The sequence below is a fragment of the Bradyrhizobium sp. SZCCHNR1051 genome (assembly GCF_032489615.1).
GTDB lineage: Bacteria > Pseudomonadota > Alphaproteobacteria > Rhizobiales > Xanthobacteraceae > Bradyrhizobium.
Genome location: NZ_JAUEYJ010000008.1, coordinates 42,711 through 56,996 on the forward strand (window position 1 = coordinate 42,711; position 14,286 = coordinate 56,996).

The 14,286-nt window shown below is 66.5% G+C and carries 17 protein-coding genes; 9 read left to right on the forward strand and 8 right to left on the reverse strand.

The window, feature by feature from the left end; all coding sequences use genetic code 11:
- The first annotated feature begins 26 nt into the window (after positions 1-26).
- From cobU to QW868_RS11555, 3 genes are read left to right on the forward strand one after another with little or no spacing between them, the layout of a single operon-like run.
- Positions 27-563: a bifunctional adenosylcobinamide kinase/adenosylcobinamide-phosphate guanylyltransferase gene (cobU, locus tag QW868_RS11545; protein WP_315799165.1), complete on the forward strand. Its 537-nt coding sequence runs from the start codon at positions 27-29 to the stop codon at positions 561-563.
- A 16-nt stretch (positions 564-579) separates the two neighbouring features.
- Positions 580-1,188 (forward strand): cob(I)yrinic acid a,c-diamide adenosyltransferase, encoded by a 609-nt coding sequence (cobO, locus tag QW868_RS11550; protein ID WP_316230605.1) that lies wholly within the window; start codon positions 580-582, stop codon positions 1,186-1,188.
- 4 nt (positions 1,189-1,192) lie between these two features.
- A complete protein-coding gene (locus tag QW868_RS11555) occupies positions 1,193-2,686 on the forward strand; it encodes a cobyric acid synthase (protein WP_316230606.1) in 1,494 nt (497 codons plus the stop codon).
- Here the strand turns inward: QW868_RS11555 and cbiB are convergent.
- A complete protein-coding gene (gene cbiB, locus QW868_RS11560; protein WP_316230607.1) occupies positions 2,673-3,641 on the reverse strand; it encodes an adenosylcobinamide-phosphate synthase CbiB in 969 nt (322 codons plus the stop codon). The two genes, QW868_RS11555 and cbiB, sit on opposite strands and share 14 nt — an antisense overlap.
- 22 nt (positions 3,642-3,663) lie before the next feature.
- On the opposite strand from cbiB, the gene cobD reads away from it, so the two are divergent.
- Positions 3,664-4,695 (forward strand): threonine-phosphate decarboxylase CobD, encoded by a 1,032-nt coding sequence (cobD, locus tag QW868_RS11565; RefSeq protein WP_316230608.1) that lies wholly within the window; start codon positions 3,664-3,666, stop codon positions 4,693-4,695.
- Here the strand turns inward: cobD and cobS are convergent.
- The 3 genes from cobS to cobT are packed head-to-tail and all read right to left on the reverse strand — an operon-like array spanning position 4,692 to position 7,056.
- On the reverse strand, positions 4,692-5,411 hold the full coding sequence (gene cobS / locus QW868_RS11570; RefSeq protein WP_316230609.1) for an adenosylcobinamide-GDP ribazoletransferase: 720 nt from the start codon (positions 5,409-5,411) through the stop codon (positions 4,692-4,694). The two genes, cobD and cobS, sit on opposite strands and share 4 nt — an antisense overlap.
- A complete protein-coding gene (locus QW868_RS11575; RefSeq protein ID WP_315786185.1) occupies positions 5,408-6,001 on the reverse strand; it encodes a histidine phosphatase family protein in 594 nt (197 codons plus the stop codon). The genes cobS and QW868_RS11575 overlap by 4 nt, the downstream gene beginning before the upstream one ends.
- Positions 6,001-7,056, reverse strand: a complete 1,056-nt coding sequence (gene cobT / locus QW868_RS11580; protein ID WP_315799177.1) for a nicotinate-nucleotide--dimethylbenzimidazole phosphoribosyltransferase — start codon at positions 7,054-7,056, stop codon at positions 6,001-6,003. The genes QW868_RS11575 and cobT overlap by 1 nt, the downstream gene beginning before the upstream one ends.
- Positions 7,057-7,199: 143 nt before the next feature.
- On the opposite strand from cobT, the gene QW868_RS11585 reads away from it, so the two are divergent.
- On the forward strand, positions 7,200-9,557 hold the full coding sequence (locus QW868_RS11585) for an Orn/Lys/Arg decarboxylase N-terminal domain-containing protein (RefSeq protein ID WP_316230610.1): 2,358 nt from the start codon (positions 7,200-7,202) through the stop codon (positions 9,555-9,557).
- 8 nt (positions 9,558-9,565) lie between these two features.
- On the forward strand, positions 9,566-10,138 hold the full coding sequence (locus tag QW868_RS11590) for an N-acetyltransferase family protein (protein ID WP_316230611.1): 573 nt from the start codon (positions 9,566-9,568) through the stop codon (positions 10,136-10,138).
- An 8-nt stretch (positions 10,139-10,146) separates the two neighbouring features.
- On the opposite strand, the gene QW868_RS11595 is transcribed toward QW868_RS11590, so the two are convergent.
- The 3 genes from QW868_RS11595 to QW868_RS11605 all read right to left on the reverse strand — a co-directional run bounded on the left by QW868_RS11595 (position 10,147) and on the right by QW868_RS11605 (position 11,840).
- Positions 10,147-10,359, reverse strand: coding sequence for a hypothetical protein (locus QW868_RS11595; protein ID WP_315739782.1), 213 nt, complete (start codon positions 10,357-10,359; stop codon positions 10,147-10,149).
- Positions 10,360-10,628: 269 nt separating this feature from the next.
- The gene (locus tag QW868_RS11600; RefSeq protein ID WP_315739783.1) at positions 10,629-10,757 is read right to left on the reverse strand and encodes a hypothetical protein; all 129 of its coding nucleotides are present in this window, start codon (positions 10,755-10,757) and stop codon (positions 10,629-10,631) included.
- A 33-nt stretch (positions 10,758-10,790) separates the two neighbouring features.
- Entirely contained in the window at positions 10,791-11,840 is a 1,050-nt protein-coding gene (locus QW868_RS11605; protein ID WP_316230612.1) for a hydroxyacid dehydrogenase, read from the reverse strand.
- A gap of 159 nt (positions 11,841-11,999) precedes the next feature.
- On the opposite strand from QW868_RS11605, the gene QW868_RS11610 reads away from it, so the two are divergent.
- The 3 genes from QW868_RS11610 to QW868_RS11620 all read left to right on the forward strand — a co-directional run bounded on the left by QW868_RS11610 (position 12,000) and on the right by QW868_RS11620 (position 13,631).
- Positions 12,000-12,551 carry a thiamine pyrophosphate-binding protein gene (locus tag QW868_RS11610; protein ID WP_316230613.1) on the forward strand — a complete coding sequence of 184 codons (552 nt, stop codon included), beginning with the start codon at positions 12,000-12,002 and terminating at the stop codon, positions 12,549-12,551.
- Positions 12,548-13,147 carry a thiamine pyrophosphate-dependent enzyme gene (locus QW868_RS11615; RefSeq protein WP_316230614.1) on the forward strand — a complete coding sequence of 200 codons (600 nt, stop codon included), beginning with the start codon at positions 12,548-12,550 and terminating at the stop codon, positions 13,145-13,147. Before QW868_RS11610 ends, QW868_RS11615 begins: the two co-directional genes overlap by 4 nt.
- A 130-nt stretch (positions 13,148-13,277) precedes the next feature.
- Positions 13,278-13,631 (forward strand): VanZ family protein, encoded by a 354-nt coding sequence (locus QW868_RS11620; protein ID WP_315739787.1) that lies wholly within the window; start codon positions 13,278-13,280, stop codon positions 13,629-13,631.
- 52 nt (positions 13,632-13,683) lie between these two features.
- On the opposite strand, the gene QW868_RS11625 is transcribed toward QW868_RS11620, so the two are convergent.
- Positions 13,684-14,073 carry a DUF1236 domain-containing protein gene (locus QW868_RS11625; protein ID WP_315718467.1) on the reverse strand — a complete coding sequence of 130 codons (390 nt, stop codon included), beginning with the start codon at positions 14,071-14,073 and terminating at the stop codon, positions 13,684-13,686.
- Between the last annotated feature and the right edge of the window lie 213 nt (positions 14,074-14,286).

Consider the following 14,286-nt stretch of genomic DNA (forward strand, 5'->3'; position numbering starts at 1 on the left):
AAGCCCGTCAATCGGAATCGTCCCCCATGGTCCCCGCCCGCCCGCATCCCGCCCTGCCGCGCCTCACCCTGGTGCTCGGCGGCGCGCGTTCCGGCAAGAGCCGTCATGCCGAGGCGCTCGTGACCGCCCTTCCCGCACCTTGGACCTATGTTGCGACCGCGCAGGCGTTCGACGATGAGATGAAGGACCGAATCGCGCAGCACAAAGCGCGCCGCACCGAGGGATGGCAGACGTTGGAGACCACGCATGATCTTGCAGGCCTGGTCCGTGCACGGGCAAATTCGAGCGCGCCGATGCTGATCGATTGCCTGACGCTGTGGCTCAGCAATGTGATGCTCGCCGACATGAACGTTCCGGCACGATGCGCCGAGCTGATCGAGGCGTTCAGGGACGCGCCTGGCCCCGTCGTGGCCGTGTCCAATGAGGTCGGACTGGGTATCGTGCCGGACAACGCGCTCGCGCGCGCCTTTCGCGATGCCCAGGGGCGACTGAACCAGGACGTCGCGGCCGTGGCCGATCGCGTGATCCTGATGGCGGCGGGACTGCCGCTGACGTTGAAGTGACCAGGAGAAAATGTCGATGACCGGAAGCGCCGACGATTCACGCCACAAAGCGAAGATGGAGAACCGCAAGGCGGTGCAGGATGCTGAGGTCGCCTCCAAGACCGTCGAGAAGGGCCTGCTGATCGTTCACACCGGCAAGGGCAAGGGCAAATCGACGGCGGCCTGGGGCCTGATGCTGCGCGCACTCGGCCGCGGTTTTCGCATCGGCGTCGTGCAGTTCGGCAAGGGCGCGTGGGAAACCGGCGAGCGCAAGGCGATCGAGCGGTTCGGCGACCAGGTGTCGTGGCACACGCTCGGCGAAGGCTTTACGTGGGAGACGCAAGATCGCGCGCGCGACGTCGCCGCGGCCGAGCGCGCCTGGGCAAAGGCAAAGGAGCTGATGGCGGATCCGTCGATCCGGCTGCTCGTTCTCGATGAGCTCAACATCGCGCTCCGCTACGATCACCTTGATATCGCAGACGTCGTCGCCACGCTGGCAGGGCGCCGTCCCGATCTGCACGTCGTCGTCACCGGGCGCAACGCCAAGCCGGAGCTGATCGAGGCCGCCGACCTCGTCACCGAGATGAACCTCGTGAAGCATCACTTCACAGCCGGCGTGAAGGCGCAGGAAGGCATCGAGTACTAGGCTCATGAGCGCGCGCGCCATCATGTTCCAGGGCACCGGCTCCGACGTCGGCAAATCGCTGATCGTCGCGGGGCTCGCGCGCGCGCTGACATTGCGCGGCCTCAAGGTGGCGCCGTTCAAGCCACAGAACATGTCGAACAATGCCGCCGTCACCGCTGATGGCGGCGAGATCGGACGCGCGCAAGCGCTGCAGGCGCGCGCGGCGCGGCGGCCGATGACCGTGCACATGAATCCGGTGTTGCTGAAGCCGCAGAGCGAGATCGGGTCGCAGGTCGTGGTGCAGGGCCGCGTGGTCGGCAACGCCAAGGCGTCCGCCTATCAGGCGATGAAGCCGCAACTGATGGCGGCCGTGCTGGACAGCTTCCATCACCTCGCAGCGGATGCCGACATCGTGCTGGTCGAAGGCGCGGGCTCCGCCTCCGAGATCAACCTGCGCGCGGGCGACATCGCCAACATGGGTTTTGCGCAAGCCACGCAGATTCCGGTGGTGCTGATCGGCGATATCGATCGGGGCGGCGTGATTGCGAGCCTGGTCGGCACCAGGACGGTGATCGCGCCCGACGATGCCGCGCGCGTGGCGGGTTTCCTCGTCAACAAGTTCCGCGGCGACCCCGCCTTGTTTGCATCAGGCATGAACGAGATCGCGCAGCGGACGGGGTGGACGTCGCTCGGGCTCATTCCGTATTTCTCGGATGCGTGCCGTCTGCCTGCGGAGGATGTGCTCGGCCTCGCTGAACGCGGATCGTCCGGAGGACACCGACCGAAGGTCGTCATCCTCGCCTACCCGCGCATCTCCAATTTCGACGAGTTCGATCCGTTACGGCTGGAAGATGGAATCGATCTGCAGTTTTTGCGGCCTGGCACGCCGATCCCCGGCGACGCATCGATGGTGATCCTGCCGGGCTCGAAGGCCACGATTGCCGATCTCGCCGCCTTGCGTGAAGTCGGCTGGGACATCGATCTTGTCGCGCATCTGCGCCGCGGCGGCCGCGTGCTCGGCATCTGCGGCGGCTATCAGATGCTGGGGCGTGTGATCAGCGATCCCGATGGGCACGAGGGCACGCCCGAGTCCGTCGCGGGACTTGGCCTGCTCGACGTCGAAACGACATTGACCGATGACAAGGCGTTGCGCGAGGTCCAGGGCACGCTGACGCACGATAAGCTCTCGTTCCGCGGCTACGAGATGCACATCGGCCACACGGAGGGACGGGCGACACAGCGCCCCTTCCTCACCTTCTCCGATGGCAGGCGCGATGGCGCCGTCGCAAGAAATGGCCTGGTTACTGGCTGCTATGTGCATGGCCTGTTCGCCGATGATGGCCTGCGCGCCCATTGGCTGCGCGGCCTCGGCGCGACGACGAGCGGCTTAGCCTATGAGACCGATGTGGACACGACGTTGGATGCACTCGCGGCGCATCTCGAGCGCTACGTTGACGTGGACCGAATCCTCGCATTGGCGAGCAAGCCCGCGCCGCCCGTGGCGGCTACAGGATCCTGACCAGGACGAGTCCTGCGACGACCAGGGCCTGAACCAGACAGGCCAGCCGATACAGCCGCAAGGCCTGCCGGATGTCGGACGCGTCGAGATCGGCGTGCCCATCGCCCATCCAGGCATCGGTGACGAGATGACCGTGATAGACGCGCGGCCCCGCCAGGCGCAGTCCGAGCGCACCAGCCATCGCCGCTTCCGGCCAGCCGGCATTGGGCGAACGATGCTTCGACGCATCACGTGCAACGGCTCGCACCGCGGCCGAAGCCGAGGCGCTCGGGATGCAGGCCGCAGCGGCTGCGATCCACAGCGCGGACAGGCGCGAGGCCGGCAAGTTGACGAGATCGTCGAGCCGCGCCGCCGCCCAGCCGAACGCGCGGTGCCGGTCCGAGAGATGGCCGATCATGCTGTCCGCGGTGTTGAGAGCCTTGTAGATCAGGATACCTGGAAGACCACCGACGACGAGCCAGAACACGGGTGCGACGACGCCATCGGAGAAGTTTTCTGCCAGGCTCTCGATCGCGGCCCGCGCAACGCCTGCTTCATCCAGCCGATCGGGATCGCGGCCGACGATCATCGAGACCGCTCGGCGGCCGCCCTCGAGCCCCTCCTGCTCCAGTCCCTCTGCAACCGCGGCGACATGCGTGTCGAGACTGCGCTGGGCCAGCAGGCTGCTTGCCGCCACACCAAGGATGATCGTTGCGACCGGCTCGCCCACGACCGCCTGCATCACCCACGCTGCGGCGAGGCCGATGGTCATCCCCCCCGCGACGAGCAGGCACACGAGCGCAATGCCGCGCGCACGTCGTGCGGCAAAGCCGTCTGCCCCGTTCCAGCGGCGGTCCGCCCATGCTATCAGCGCACCCATCCACATCACGGGATGGCCGATCCGCCGCACCAGGACCTGGGGATAACCGACCGCCGCCTCGACGAGCAGCGCCGTGAGCGCGAGAGAGACGAACATCGATCTCCGCTGAAGGACAGACATGGACGACAGAGCGACTAGCACGGGCGCGGACCAGCCGGAAGCGATCCTTCACGGCGGCGATCTCGCTGCGATCAGCCGTCGCTACCCGGATGCGCCGCGGCCGTGGATCGATCTGTCGACCGGCATCAATCCCATAGCCTACCCGGTGCCGACCATTCCGCCCGCAAGTTGGGCGCGCTTGCCGGCCCAAGCCGAAGACGACGCGCTGTGCGCAGCGGCTGCTGCGCGCTATGGCGTGGCGGGGCCCGAAATGATCGTTGCCGCGCCCGGCACGCAGGCGCTGTTGCAGATCCTGCCGCGGCTGCGCCCACGCTCGAGGGTTGCCGTGCTCGCCCCGACCTACGAGGAGCATGCGCTGTGCTGGCGCCGCTGTGGGCATCGCGTCGGTCTGGTCGATGATGTCGATGCGCTCGCCGATGCCGATGTTGCCGTCGTCGTGAATCCCAACAATCCCACCGGCCGCCTGCTGCCCCGCGATGTGCTGGTCGGATTGGCCGCGACCTTGCGCCGGCGCGACGGCCTGCTGATCGTCGACGAAGCATTCGTCGATCTTTGTCCCGCCGACGCCAGCCTCGCAGCCGACCTGCCGCCGGCGACGATCGTGCTGCGCTCGTTCGGCAAGACCTACGGCCTTGCCGGCGTCCGCCTCGGTTTCGCGATCGGCTCCGCTGACGTCGTCCGCCGACTCCGCGACGAGCTCGGGCCTTGGGCCGTATCCGGACCTGCGCTCGCGATCGGAACGACGGCCTTGGCCGACGCTGCTTGGCTGGAGCAGACACGCGCGCGGCTGGCGAACGACTGTCAGCGCATCGACGATCTTCTGAGCAAGGCCGGCTGCGCGGTCATCGGCGGCACGCCGCTGTTCAGGCTGATCACATCGCCGAACGCGCCTGACATCGCCGAGCGGCTCGCCCGGCACGGCATCCACGTCCGGCGCTTTCCGGCTCAGCCGAGCTGGCTGCGCTTCGGCCTGCCGGGCAATGCGTCCGAGTGGCACCGGCTGGCGCCGGCGCTCGGCGATGCCTTCTAACCGAGCACGCAGGCGGCAAGCAGCAGCGTTTCCGTGACCTCGATGCTGGCGCCATGGCAATCGCCGGTGATGCCGCCGAGCCGCCATTGCCAATAGAACGCGATTCCCGGAACGAGAACGATCGCGATCAGCGTCGGCACCGCGCCGGCCAGCGCGCCGATCGCGAGTGCGCCGCCCCAGGCGACGATGACGTTCCAGCCGACGCTGTTCGAGATGCTCGCCCCCAGCCCCGGCTTCAACGACAGCAGGGTCTTATTGCAGATCAAAGTCCCCCAGCGTGCCCAGGCCGGGATCAGCACCAGCGCCCAGGCCGTCGGGCCCGTCGCCAGCTCGGCGATCAGCACCAGCTTGGCGGCGATCTGCAAGCTGATCGCGACGACGGCAAAGCTGCCGGCATGGGGATCGCCCAGCACGGCGATGAAGCGTTCCGGCTTGCCATGCGAGGCGCCGAACGCGTCGGCGACGTCGCCGAGCCCATCGAGATGCAGCGCGCCGGTGATCCCGATCCAGGCGACCAGCACGGTCAGCGCGACGATCCACGGATCGGCATCATGAAAAAGGCGGGCGACCAGCGCCAGACAGGCGCCAATCACCAGTCCGGCTGCCGGAAACCAGACCGACGCCCGCGCCAGATCGTCCGGTCGTAACTCAGCGACCCGCGGTGTCGGCAGCCGTGTCAGGAATTGCAATGCGATCCAGAATTCACGAAGCATCATGGCTGGATGATCTCGACGATTTCGCCCCAAGGTACACCATCATCGCCCTGCCCGGCTTCGAGCGTGATCCGCGTACCAGGGCGAATGCGTAAGCTCCACAGCTGGTGCAGCGGCCAGCCGAGCAGATGCGAGAGCGCTGCGCGTATGGCGCCGCCATGGGTCACCACGAGAACCGGCGCAGGCTCGGGCCGGACAAGGATATGATGTGTTGCGCGCGCCACTCGCGCCTGCAAATCGGACCAGCTCTCACCGCCCGGCGCCCGGACCTCAGCATCGGCATGGAAGGTGTCGAGCAAGGCTTCGCCTCCGGGCTCCGCGGCGATGTCGCGATGCGTCCGCCCGTCCCAGCGTCCGAAATCGAGCTCGCTCCAATCCGCATCGATGTCCAGCGCACAGTTGGTCTGCCGGGCATAATCCTCCGCTGCCGCACGTGCGCGCGCCAACGGCGAGCTGACGACGCTGTGCCAGATCAGGCTCCGCGTCTGCCGCCGGAATTGATCCCAGCCGAGGTCGCTGAGCGGCGGGTCGGTACGGCCGTCGAGATAGCCGTCCCGTCCTGTCGTCCCGTGCCGCAGCAGATCGATCCGCATCAGGACTTGGCTCCCGAGACGGCGGCCTCCGCAAAGGTGGCCATGCCCCCGTGGAGCGCGCAGGCCAACCGAATGATCGGCAGCGCAGTGGCGGCGCCCGAGGCCTCGCCAAGCCGCAGATCGAGGTCGATCAGCGGACGGGCACCGAGCGCGTCGAGCACGATGGCGTGGCCGCGCTCGGCCGAGCGATGCGAGAACAGCAGCCACGGACGGCAGGAGGGATTGAGGCGGACGGCGACCAGCGCCGCGACAGAGACGATGAAGCCGTCGACCAGCACCGGCCAGCGCCGCTGCGCGGCGGCGACGATCGCGCCGGCCATCGCAATGATCTCGAAGCCGCCGACTGCAGCCAGGACATCCGCGACGGCCGCTCCCGCCGTGAGCCCGTGTCGCCCCAACGCATCGGCAATCACCGCAGCCTTTCTGGCCCGTCCGTCGGCGTCGAGCCCGGTGCCGCTGCCGACGATGTCCGCGGGCGCGCATGACAGCAGCGCGGCGGCAATCGCTGCCGCCGATGTCGTGTTGCCGATCCCCATCTCGCCGAAGATCACGAGTTGCGGCGCGTGATCGGCCTGCCGCACCACCGCGCGCCGTCCGGCTTCGGCCGCAAACGCGACCTCCTCCAGCGTCAGCGCCGCCTCGGTGCTGAAGTCGCGCGTGCCGCGCCGCGGCTTGTCGACGATCACGCCGGGCACCGGCTCGCTCGCCAGCGTGCCGACGTCGACCACCTCCAGCGGACAGCCGAGGTTGCGCGCCAGCACCGAGATCGCTGCGCCACCGGCCGCGAAGTTGTGCAGCATCTGCACCGTCACTTCCGGCGGATACGCCGACACGCCCCGCGCCGCGATGCCATGGTCCCCCGCGAACAGCACCACCGGGACCCGATCGGCCCCCGGCCGCTCCAACGCCTGCAGCGCCGCCAGCTCGACCGCCACCTGCTCCAATCGCCCAAGGGCGCCAATCGGCTTGGTCAACTGGGCCTGGCGTTCCAGCGCCGCCTGCCGATGGAGCTCGGACGGCGCCACACAATCAAGGCTGATCCATTCGGGAAGCACCACGGATCCTTTCAGCGTCACTCGGGTTCGGGACGATTGCCACTGCGAGGCGGCCGAGACAAGCTCCGTGAGACGCCCTATTGTCATCGAAGCGTCATCGAACGTGACGACAGGTGGCTGCCCACCCAGCCCGAAAGACTGTCATGGAATACTTCCGCCGCTTCACCTTCCTGTTCGCCGCGCCCGTGTTCGAGACCGACGACCTTGCGGGGCTCCGCTTCAACCAGATCATCGAGGAGATCCAGCGCTCGGGCTTCGAGGTGGTGCGCGCCCGCAAGCTGGAGGACGCCGAGATCGCGGTGCAGACGGATGCCGCGATCGGCTGCATGGTCGTCGATTGGGGCAAGAAGGGCCTGGAAGGCAAGACGGCGTCGCTGATCAACCTGATGCGCCGTCGCGGACTGGACTTCCCGATCATCCTCCTGATCCGCCGCAAGCGGTTCGAGGATCTGCCGGTCGAGGTGCTCGACTTCATCGACGGATACGTCTTCCTGTCGGAGGAGACTCCAGCCTTCATCGCCAAGAACCTGGTCAGCCGGCTGAAGCAATATGCCGAGACACTGAAGACGCCATTCTTCGGCGCGCTGGTCGACTATGCCGAGGAAGGCAACCAGCTCTGGACCTGCCCCGGGCACAATGGCGGCGTGTTCTATAGCCGCAGCCCGATCGGCCGGGTCTTCGTCGAGCATCTCGGCGAGGCCGTGTTCCGCGACGATCTCGACAATTCCGTGCTCGATCTCGGCGATCTCCTGACCCATGAGGGGCCGGCGCTGCGCGCGCAGAAGGAAGCCGCGCAGATCTTCGGCGCCGAGAAGACCTATTTCGTCCTCAACGGTACCTCGACCTCCAACAAGGTCGTGCTCGGGGCCCTGGTCACCGACGGCGACCTCGTGCTGTTCGATCGCAACAACCACAAGGCCGCTCATCACGGCGCGCTGCTGATTTCGGGCGGCGTCCCGATCTACGTCCCAACGGTTCGCAACCCCTGGGGCCTGATCGGCCCGATGCGCTGGGATCTGCTGGACGAAGAGCATCTGCGACAGCAGATCCGCGACAACCCGCTGGTCAAGGACCCCGACGCCTGGCGCAAGGAGCGGCCGTTCCGCGTCGCGGTGGTCGAGCAGTGCACCTATGACGGCACGATCCACAGCGCCGAGATGATCCTGAAGCGGATCGGGCACCTCTGCGACTACATCATGTTCGACGAGGCCTGGGCGGGCTTCATGAAATTCCACCCGCTCTACACTGGCCGCTTCGCCATGGGCCTCGGCGATCTCGGACCCGACGCCCCCGGCATCATCGCCACGCAATCGACCCACAAGCAGCTCGCGAGCTTCTCCCAGGCCTCGCAGATCCACGTCAAGGACCGCCACATCAAGGGCCAGCGGCGGCGGGTCGAGCATCGCCGCTTCAACGAAAGCTTCATGCAGCACGCCTCGACCTCGCCGTTCTACCCGCTATTCGCCTCGCTGGACGTCGGCGCGCAGATGATGAAGGGCCGCTCCGGCGAGGTGCTGTGGGACGACACGATCCGGCTCGGAATCGAATTGCGCAAGAAGATCAGGGCGATGCGCCGGGAATTCGAGGAGAAGGAGAAGGATCCGGCGCGGCGCTGGTTCTTCGAGCCATTCGTTCCGGATCGCGTATCGATCCCCGATGCGGCCAATCCCGGGGCTAGCCATGACGTGGCCTGGGAGGCGATCTCGACCGACCAGCTCGCGACCGATACTGCGCTGTGGCAGCTCACGCCGGGCGCGGCATGGCACGGCTTTCCGGATCTCGCCCCCGGCTTCGCGATGACCGATCCGAACAAGCTGACCCTGCTGACCCCGGGCTTCGATCGCGCCACCGGCGGCTATGCCGATCACGGCATCCCGGCTCCGATCGTCGCGCAATATCTGCGCGAGAACCGCATCGTGGCGGAGAAGAACGATCTCAACTCGCTACTGTTCCTGCTGACGCCGGGGGTCGAGGCGAGCAAGGCGGGAACCCTGATCAGTGGCCTGGTCGCCTTCAAGCGGCTCCACGATGACAACGTGCTGCTGGAGGACGCCATTCCGGAGTTCACCCGCAAGCGCTTTGCGCGTTACGGCAAGCTGCGGCTGCGCGACCTCTGCGCCGAGATGCACCGCTTCTACCGCGAAGCCGAGGTGAGCGCGCTGCAGGCAAAGCAGTTCCAGCCGCAGCACATGCCGGAGATCGCGATGTCACCACGCGAGGCGGCGCGTGCGCTGATGCGCAACGAGGTCGACTACCTGCCGATCGATCGGATCGCCGGGCGCATTGCGACGACCCCCTTCGTGGTCTATCCGCCGGGCATCGCCACCATCGTTCCGGGCGAGCGGCTATCCGACCGCGCCAAGCCGATGATCGATTACCTCAAGATGTTCGAGCGGGCGTTCAACACCTATCCCGGCTTCGACGTCGAGATCCAGGGGCTGTACAAGGAGATCGACGAAGCTGGCCGGATCCGGCTCCATACCTATGTCTGCGCAGAGTAATTCGAACCATGGACAGCGCGATCACGGCTCGCGACACCGAGCCGCCGGTCCTCGTCAGGCCATCACGCGACGAGGATGTCGAGGCCATGCTCTCGATCTACCGGCGGCATGTCCGCCGCGGGGTCGAGGACAGCGCCGCCGGTTCCGGGGCGCCCGAGCCGGACGACCTCAAGCAGCGGCGCAAGAATCTGCGAAATCATCGGCTGCCACATCTTGTCGCGACATTCCGCGGCGAAGTCGTGGGCTATGCCTATGTCGTCTTGTTCAGGAAGCGGCCGGCCTACCGGTTCGCGGTCAAGCATTCGATCTATGTCCACCATGAGCATCTCGGCCGTGGTGTCGGCGGGCTGCTGATGCAGGCGCTGATCGATGCTTCCGCCGCGGCCGGATATCGCCAGATGATCGGCTATATCGACGCCGATAATGTCGCCTCGCTCGGCATTCATGAGCGCTTCGGGTTCGTCAGGGTGGGGCTGCTGCCGGGAGTAGCCTACCGTTTCGGCCGCTGGTGCGACACAGTGATGGTGCAGCGCTCGCTGGGCCCCGGGGCCAGCGATGCACCGGCTGGGCTGGGCCGCTGAGCCGCAGGTCAGGACGGAAAGTCGGCCGCCTTCACCTCAATGCGGTCCGCATGCAGCGACCAGTCGCGCACCTCCTGCTGTTTACAGAACCTGGACTTTGCGATTTCTGCGGCTTCGCCTTCGCTGTCGGCCTCAACCTCCAACGTGCTCTGGCATATCTCGCACTGGCGGCCATTCTCGCCCAGCACGTCCTTCATGAAATGGATGACATAGCGCGACATGCAACCTCCTGCCTCTCACGCAGTGCTCGAAGGTGATGTTACCGCGCTTCTCCTCCCGCTGTTCACCGATATCAAGCGGCCGATGCAAATATTTGACGCGGCGGTGGAACCGGCGCTCAGGCGCCCACCGAAGGCAGGCTCGCGGCGGCGATCGCGACGAACTCCGAGACGGCGCGACGGACGCGGCCGTGGGTCGACTTCAGGATGGCGTTCAACCGGCGCATCGGACCAATTTCCCTTTCGCGCCGAGCGAAAAACGTGGCCTAAGCTCATGGCGCCCCTGGAAAAATGATCAGCCACCACTGGGCTGTCGAGACGGCTCCGAAAATAGCAATGTCCGCTTCGCCGAAGCCACCCTGGAGAGAAGATTTATTGCTGCGTCGCAGCTTGCGACGCATGAAATCTTCTCCCCGCAATCTCTTCTCTTCTGGCTACGAGGGCGTCACTCCGAACGCCTCGCGGAAACGAGCGCTGTAGCGCGGCCAGGCCTCGGGGTTGATCAGGCGCGGCGGACGCCCGCCGTCAAGCGCGTCGAGCAGCTGCTCGGCTGCGATGCGACCCATGTTCTGCCGCGCCTCCCGAGTCACGCCGGCGGTATGGGGACTCGCAAGCACGTTGTCGAATTGGAGCAGCGGATGGTCCGGCGGCGGCGGTTCCTTGGCCCAGACGTCGAGCCCGGCGCCGGCGAGGCGCTTTTCGCTGAGCGCGGCGAACAGCGCCTCCTCGTCATGGATGAAGCCGCGGGCGGTGGTGACGAAATAGGCGCTAGGCTGCATCAGCGCGAACTCGCGGGCACCGATCATGCCGCGGCTTTCCTTCGTCAGCGGGCAGTTGATCGAGACGAAATCCGAGCGCCGCATCAGGTCATCGAGTTCCACCTTCTCCGCGCCGCGTGCGGCGATCTCATCGGACGACAGATATGGGTCATAGGCCAGCACCGTCATGCCGAGGATGCCGCGGCACAGCTCGGCAACCCGGCGGCCGACATTGCCAAGCCCGACGATGCCGATCGTCCGTCCCTGCACCTCGTTGCCGATCAAATCGTTGCGGTTGACGTCGCGCTCCCGGCGCAGCCGGCGGTCGGACTGGATGATGCGCTTCGACAGGGTCAGCATCATGCCGAGCGTGTGCTCCGCCACCGAATGGGCGTTGCCGCCGGACTGGTTCACGACGAGGACGCCGGCCTCGGTGCAGGCGTCGACGTCGACCGGGTCGTATCCGGCCCCGTTGCTAGACACGACGAGGAGGTTTGGGGCGCGGCGCAGCAGGTCTGCATCGACATGGAAGCGCGGCGCGAGCTCGTCGCGGGCCGCCCCGATCTGGTAGGCGTGAGCCGCCGCGAGGATCAGCGCCGTCTCGGCCTCGGAGCTCTCGTTCTCCAGCCGGTCGAGCCGGACGTCGGGACGCGCGGCGAGCAGCTCGCTGAAGATCGGGTGGGCCAGGTATTTGACGTAGAAGACGCGCTTGGAATTCGCGGCCATGAACAGCCGACCTCCTGGTTTCTTGGTTCTTGATTTCGGACTTGAAAGGCGGATGCCTGACCGGCCGGGCCGGCATGTTGACAATCGTTCCGGTGCCGTCAAGCTCAGCGCCAAGCCCCGTGCGCCGGGCCCCCATCAGGAACGACCGGAGGAACAGCAATGGCCGCCGATGCCGATGCGGCGCGATCAGCAACCGCTGTGCCGAATTGGCACGAGATCGTGCTGCAGACGTTCAAGCACAACGCCGTCGACCTCATCCCCTACGTTCCCGACCGCGTCCTGACGCCGCTGATCCACACCCTGCACGACGATCCGTTCTTCACGACCTTTGCGACGGCGCGCGAGGAGGAAGCGGTCGGCATTCTCGCAGGCGCCTGGATGGGCGGCCGGCGCGGCGCGCTGTTGATGCAGACCTCGGGCTTCGCCACGCTCGCCAACGTGCTGGCCTCGCTGATCGTGCCCTGCCAGATCCCGCTGATCATGATCGTGTCCGAGCGCGGCACGCTGGGCGAGTTCAATGTCGGCCAGTCGCTGGTGTGCCGAACCATGCGGCCGGTGCTCGATGCGCTGGCCATGGAGCACCACACCATGACGCGGCTCGACGAGCTCGAATTCGTCGTCGACCGCTCGATCAAGCAGGCGGTGGCGACCCAGGCGCCGGTGGCGCTCATCCTCTCGCCTTTGCTCACCGGCGGAAAGGTGTTCGCATGAGCGCCCCTCACAGCAACACCAAGATCATGAACCGCTACGACCTCACCTGCCGGCTGGTCGCGCGGCTGACGCACGAGGAAGCGGTGATCGGCGGCATCGGCAACACCAATTTCGATCTGTGGGCGGCGGGCCCGCGGCCGCAGAATTTCTACATGCTCGGCAGCATGGGGCTGGCCTGCCCGATCGCGCTCGGCGTCGCGCTGGCGCAGCCGCAACGCCCTGTGTTTGCGCTCGAAGGCGACGGCTCGCTGCTGATGCAACTGGGTTGCCTGACCACGATTGCCACGCTGGCGCCGAAGAATTTGGCCATCATCGTCATGGACAATGGCGTCTACCAGATCACCGGAAACCAGCCGACGCCGGCCCGGAACGCCGACATCGTCGCCATTGCCGCCGGCTGCGGCATTGGCGCCAGCCATTGGGCCGCAGACGAGGAAGATTTCGAACGCTTGATCGCTCTTGCGTTCGAGGCGCCCGGCCCGGTGCTGATTGCGGCGAAGATCGACGACAAGCCCGGTATGGGCGCCACCAGGCGCGATCCGGCACAGATCCGCGAGCGCTTCATGCAGGGTCTGGGAGTCCGGCAGCCGATCTGAGGCGCCGGACGAAAGCTGTTCGCGGTACGATGAGAAGGCCATGTTCCGGCTTCCGAGCCACGTTAACTAAACCGGTGCCTCAAGCGACCGTGACCCCGGTTCGTGGCCCGGAACGTGCTAAGCAGCGTCCATGATGATCGTCATTCGCCTCTCGGCCTGGCTGCTCGCCGCAGCCGTTGCCTTCGCAACGCTGGGCCCGCCCAACTATAGGCCACATTCGCACCTGGGACAGGACGGCGAACACGCCCTCGCCTTCATCCTGATCGGCCTTGCCTTCGGCCTCGCCTATCGCAGTCATCGGCTGCTGACCACCGGGATTGCGGTGATCCTGATCGGTGCACTCGAACTCTCGCAGTTCCTGGCGCCGGGACGTCACGCGCGGCTGGAAGACTTCATCGTCGACGCCGCGGCCGCCTGCCTCGGATTTGGCCTGTCCGCGGCCATCGACTGGCTCATCCGACAGATCCGCACGCAGACCGCATGACGAGAGGCCCCGCCGCTGATGCGACGAGGCCCCTGTCCGTCAGAACGTCAGATCACTCGATGATCTTGATGACGCGGCGCGTGCGCGGATCGACGATCACGCGGCGATCGTTCACGACGGCGTAGCGATACTCGGTGTAGCGCGGCACCGGACGCAGCTCGACGGTGGCGGGCAGCGGCTCGCCGACCACGACGCGCTCATGGACGACCACCGACGGCGCGCGCTCGGCCTCGATCGAGTTGATCACCGCGTTCGGAATTTCCAGGCCCGCACCGACGGCGGCACCGACCGTTCCACCCACCATGGCGCCGACCGGACCGGCAACGGCGCCGCCGGCCGCAGCGCCATTGGCGGCACCTTCGACGGTCGTGGACTGTGCGAACGCAGCGGTCGACGCCAGCAGCGAGGTGGCGATCAGCGAAACGGCAAGACGGGTTCTCATCATTGTCTCTCCTCCAGTGCTTTCGAGATGCCGATCAACACCAAGGGATCGCCTGCAGTTCCGGTTCCAAATGGCCGAAACTTCATCATGCCACCGGAACCAAACCTCGAACCCTTCACCATCGTCGGAGATGATGGAGAGATTGCTCAGTCGCTATCCACGTTTCAAACAACTGCGCGCAGGTTCGCACTCTCGCGGCTGATCACGCCCGAG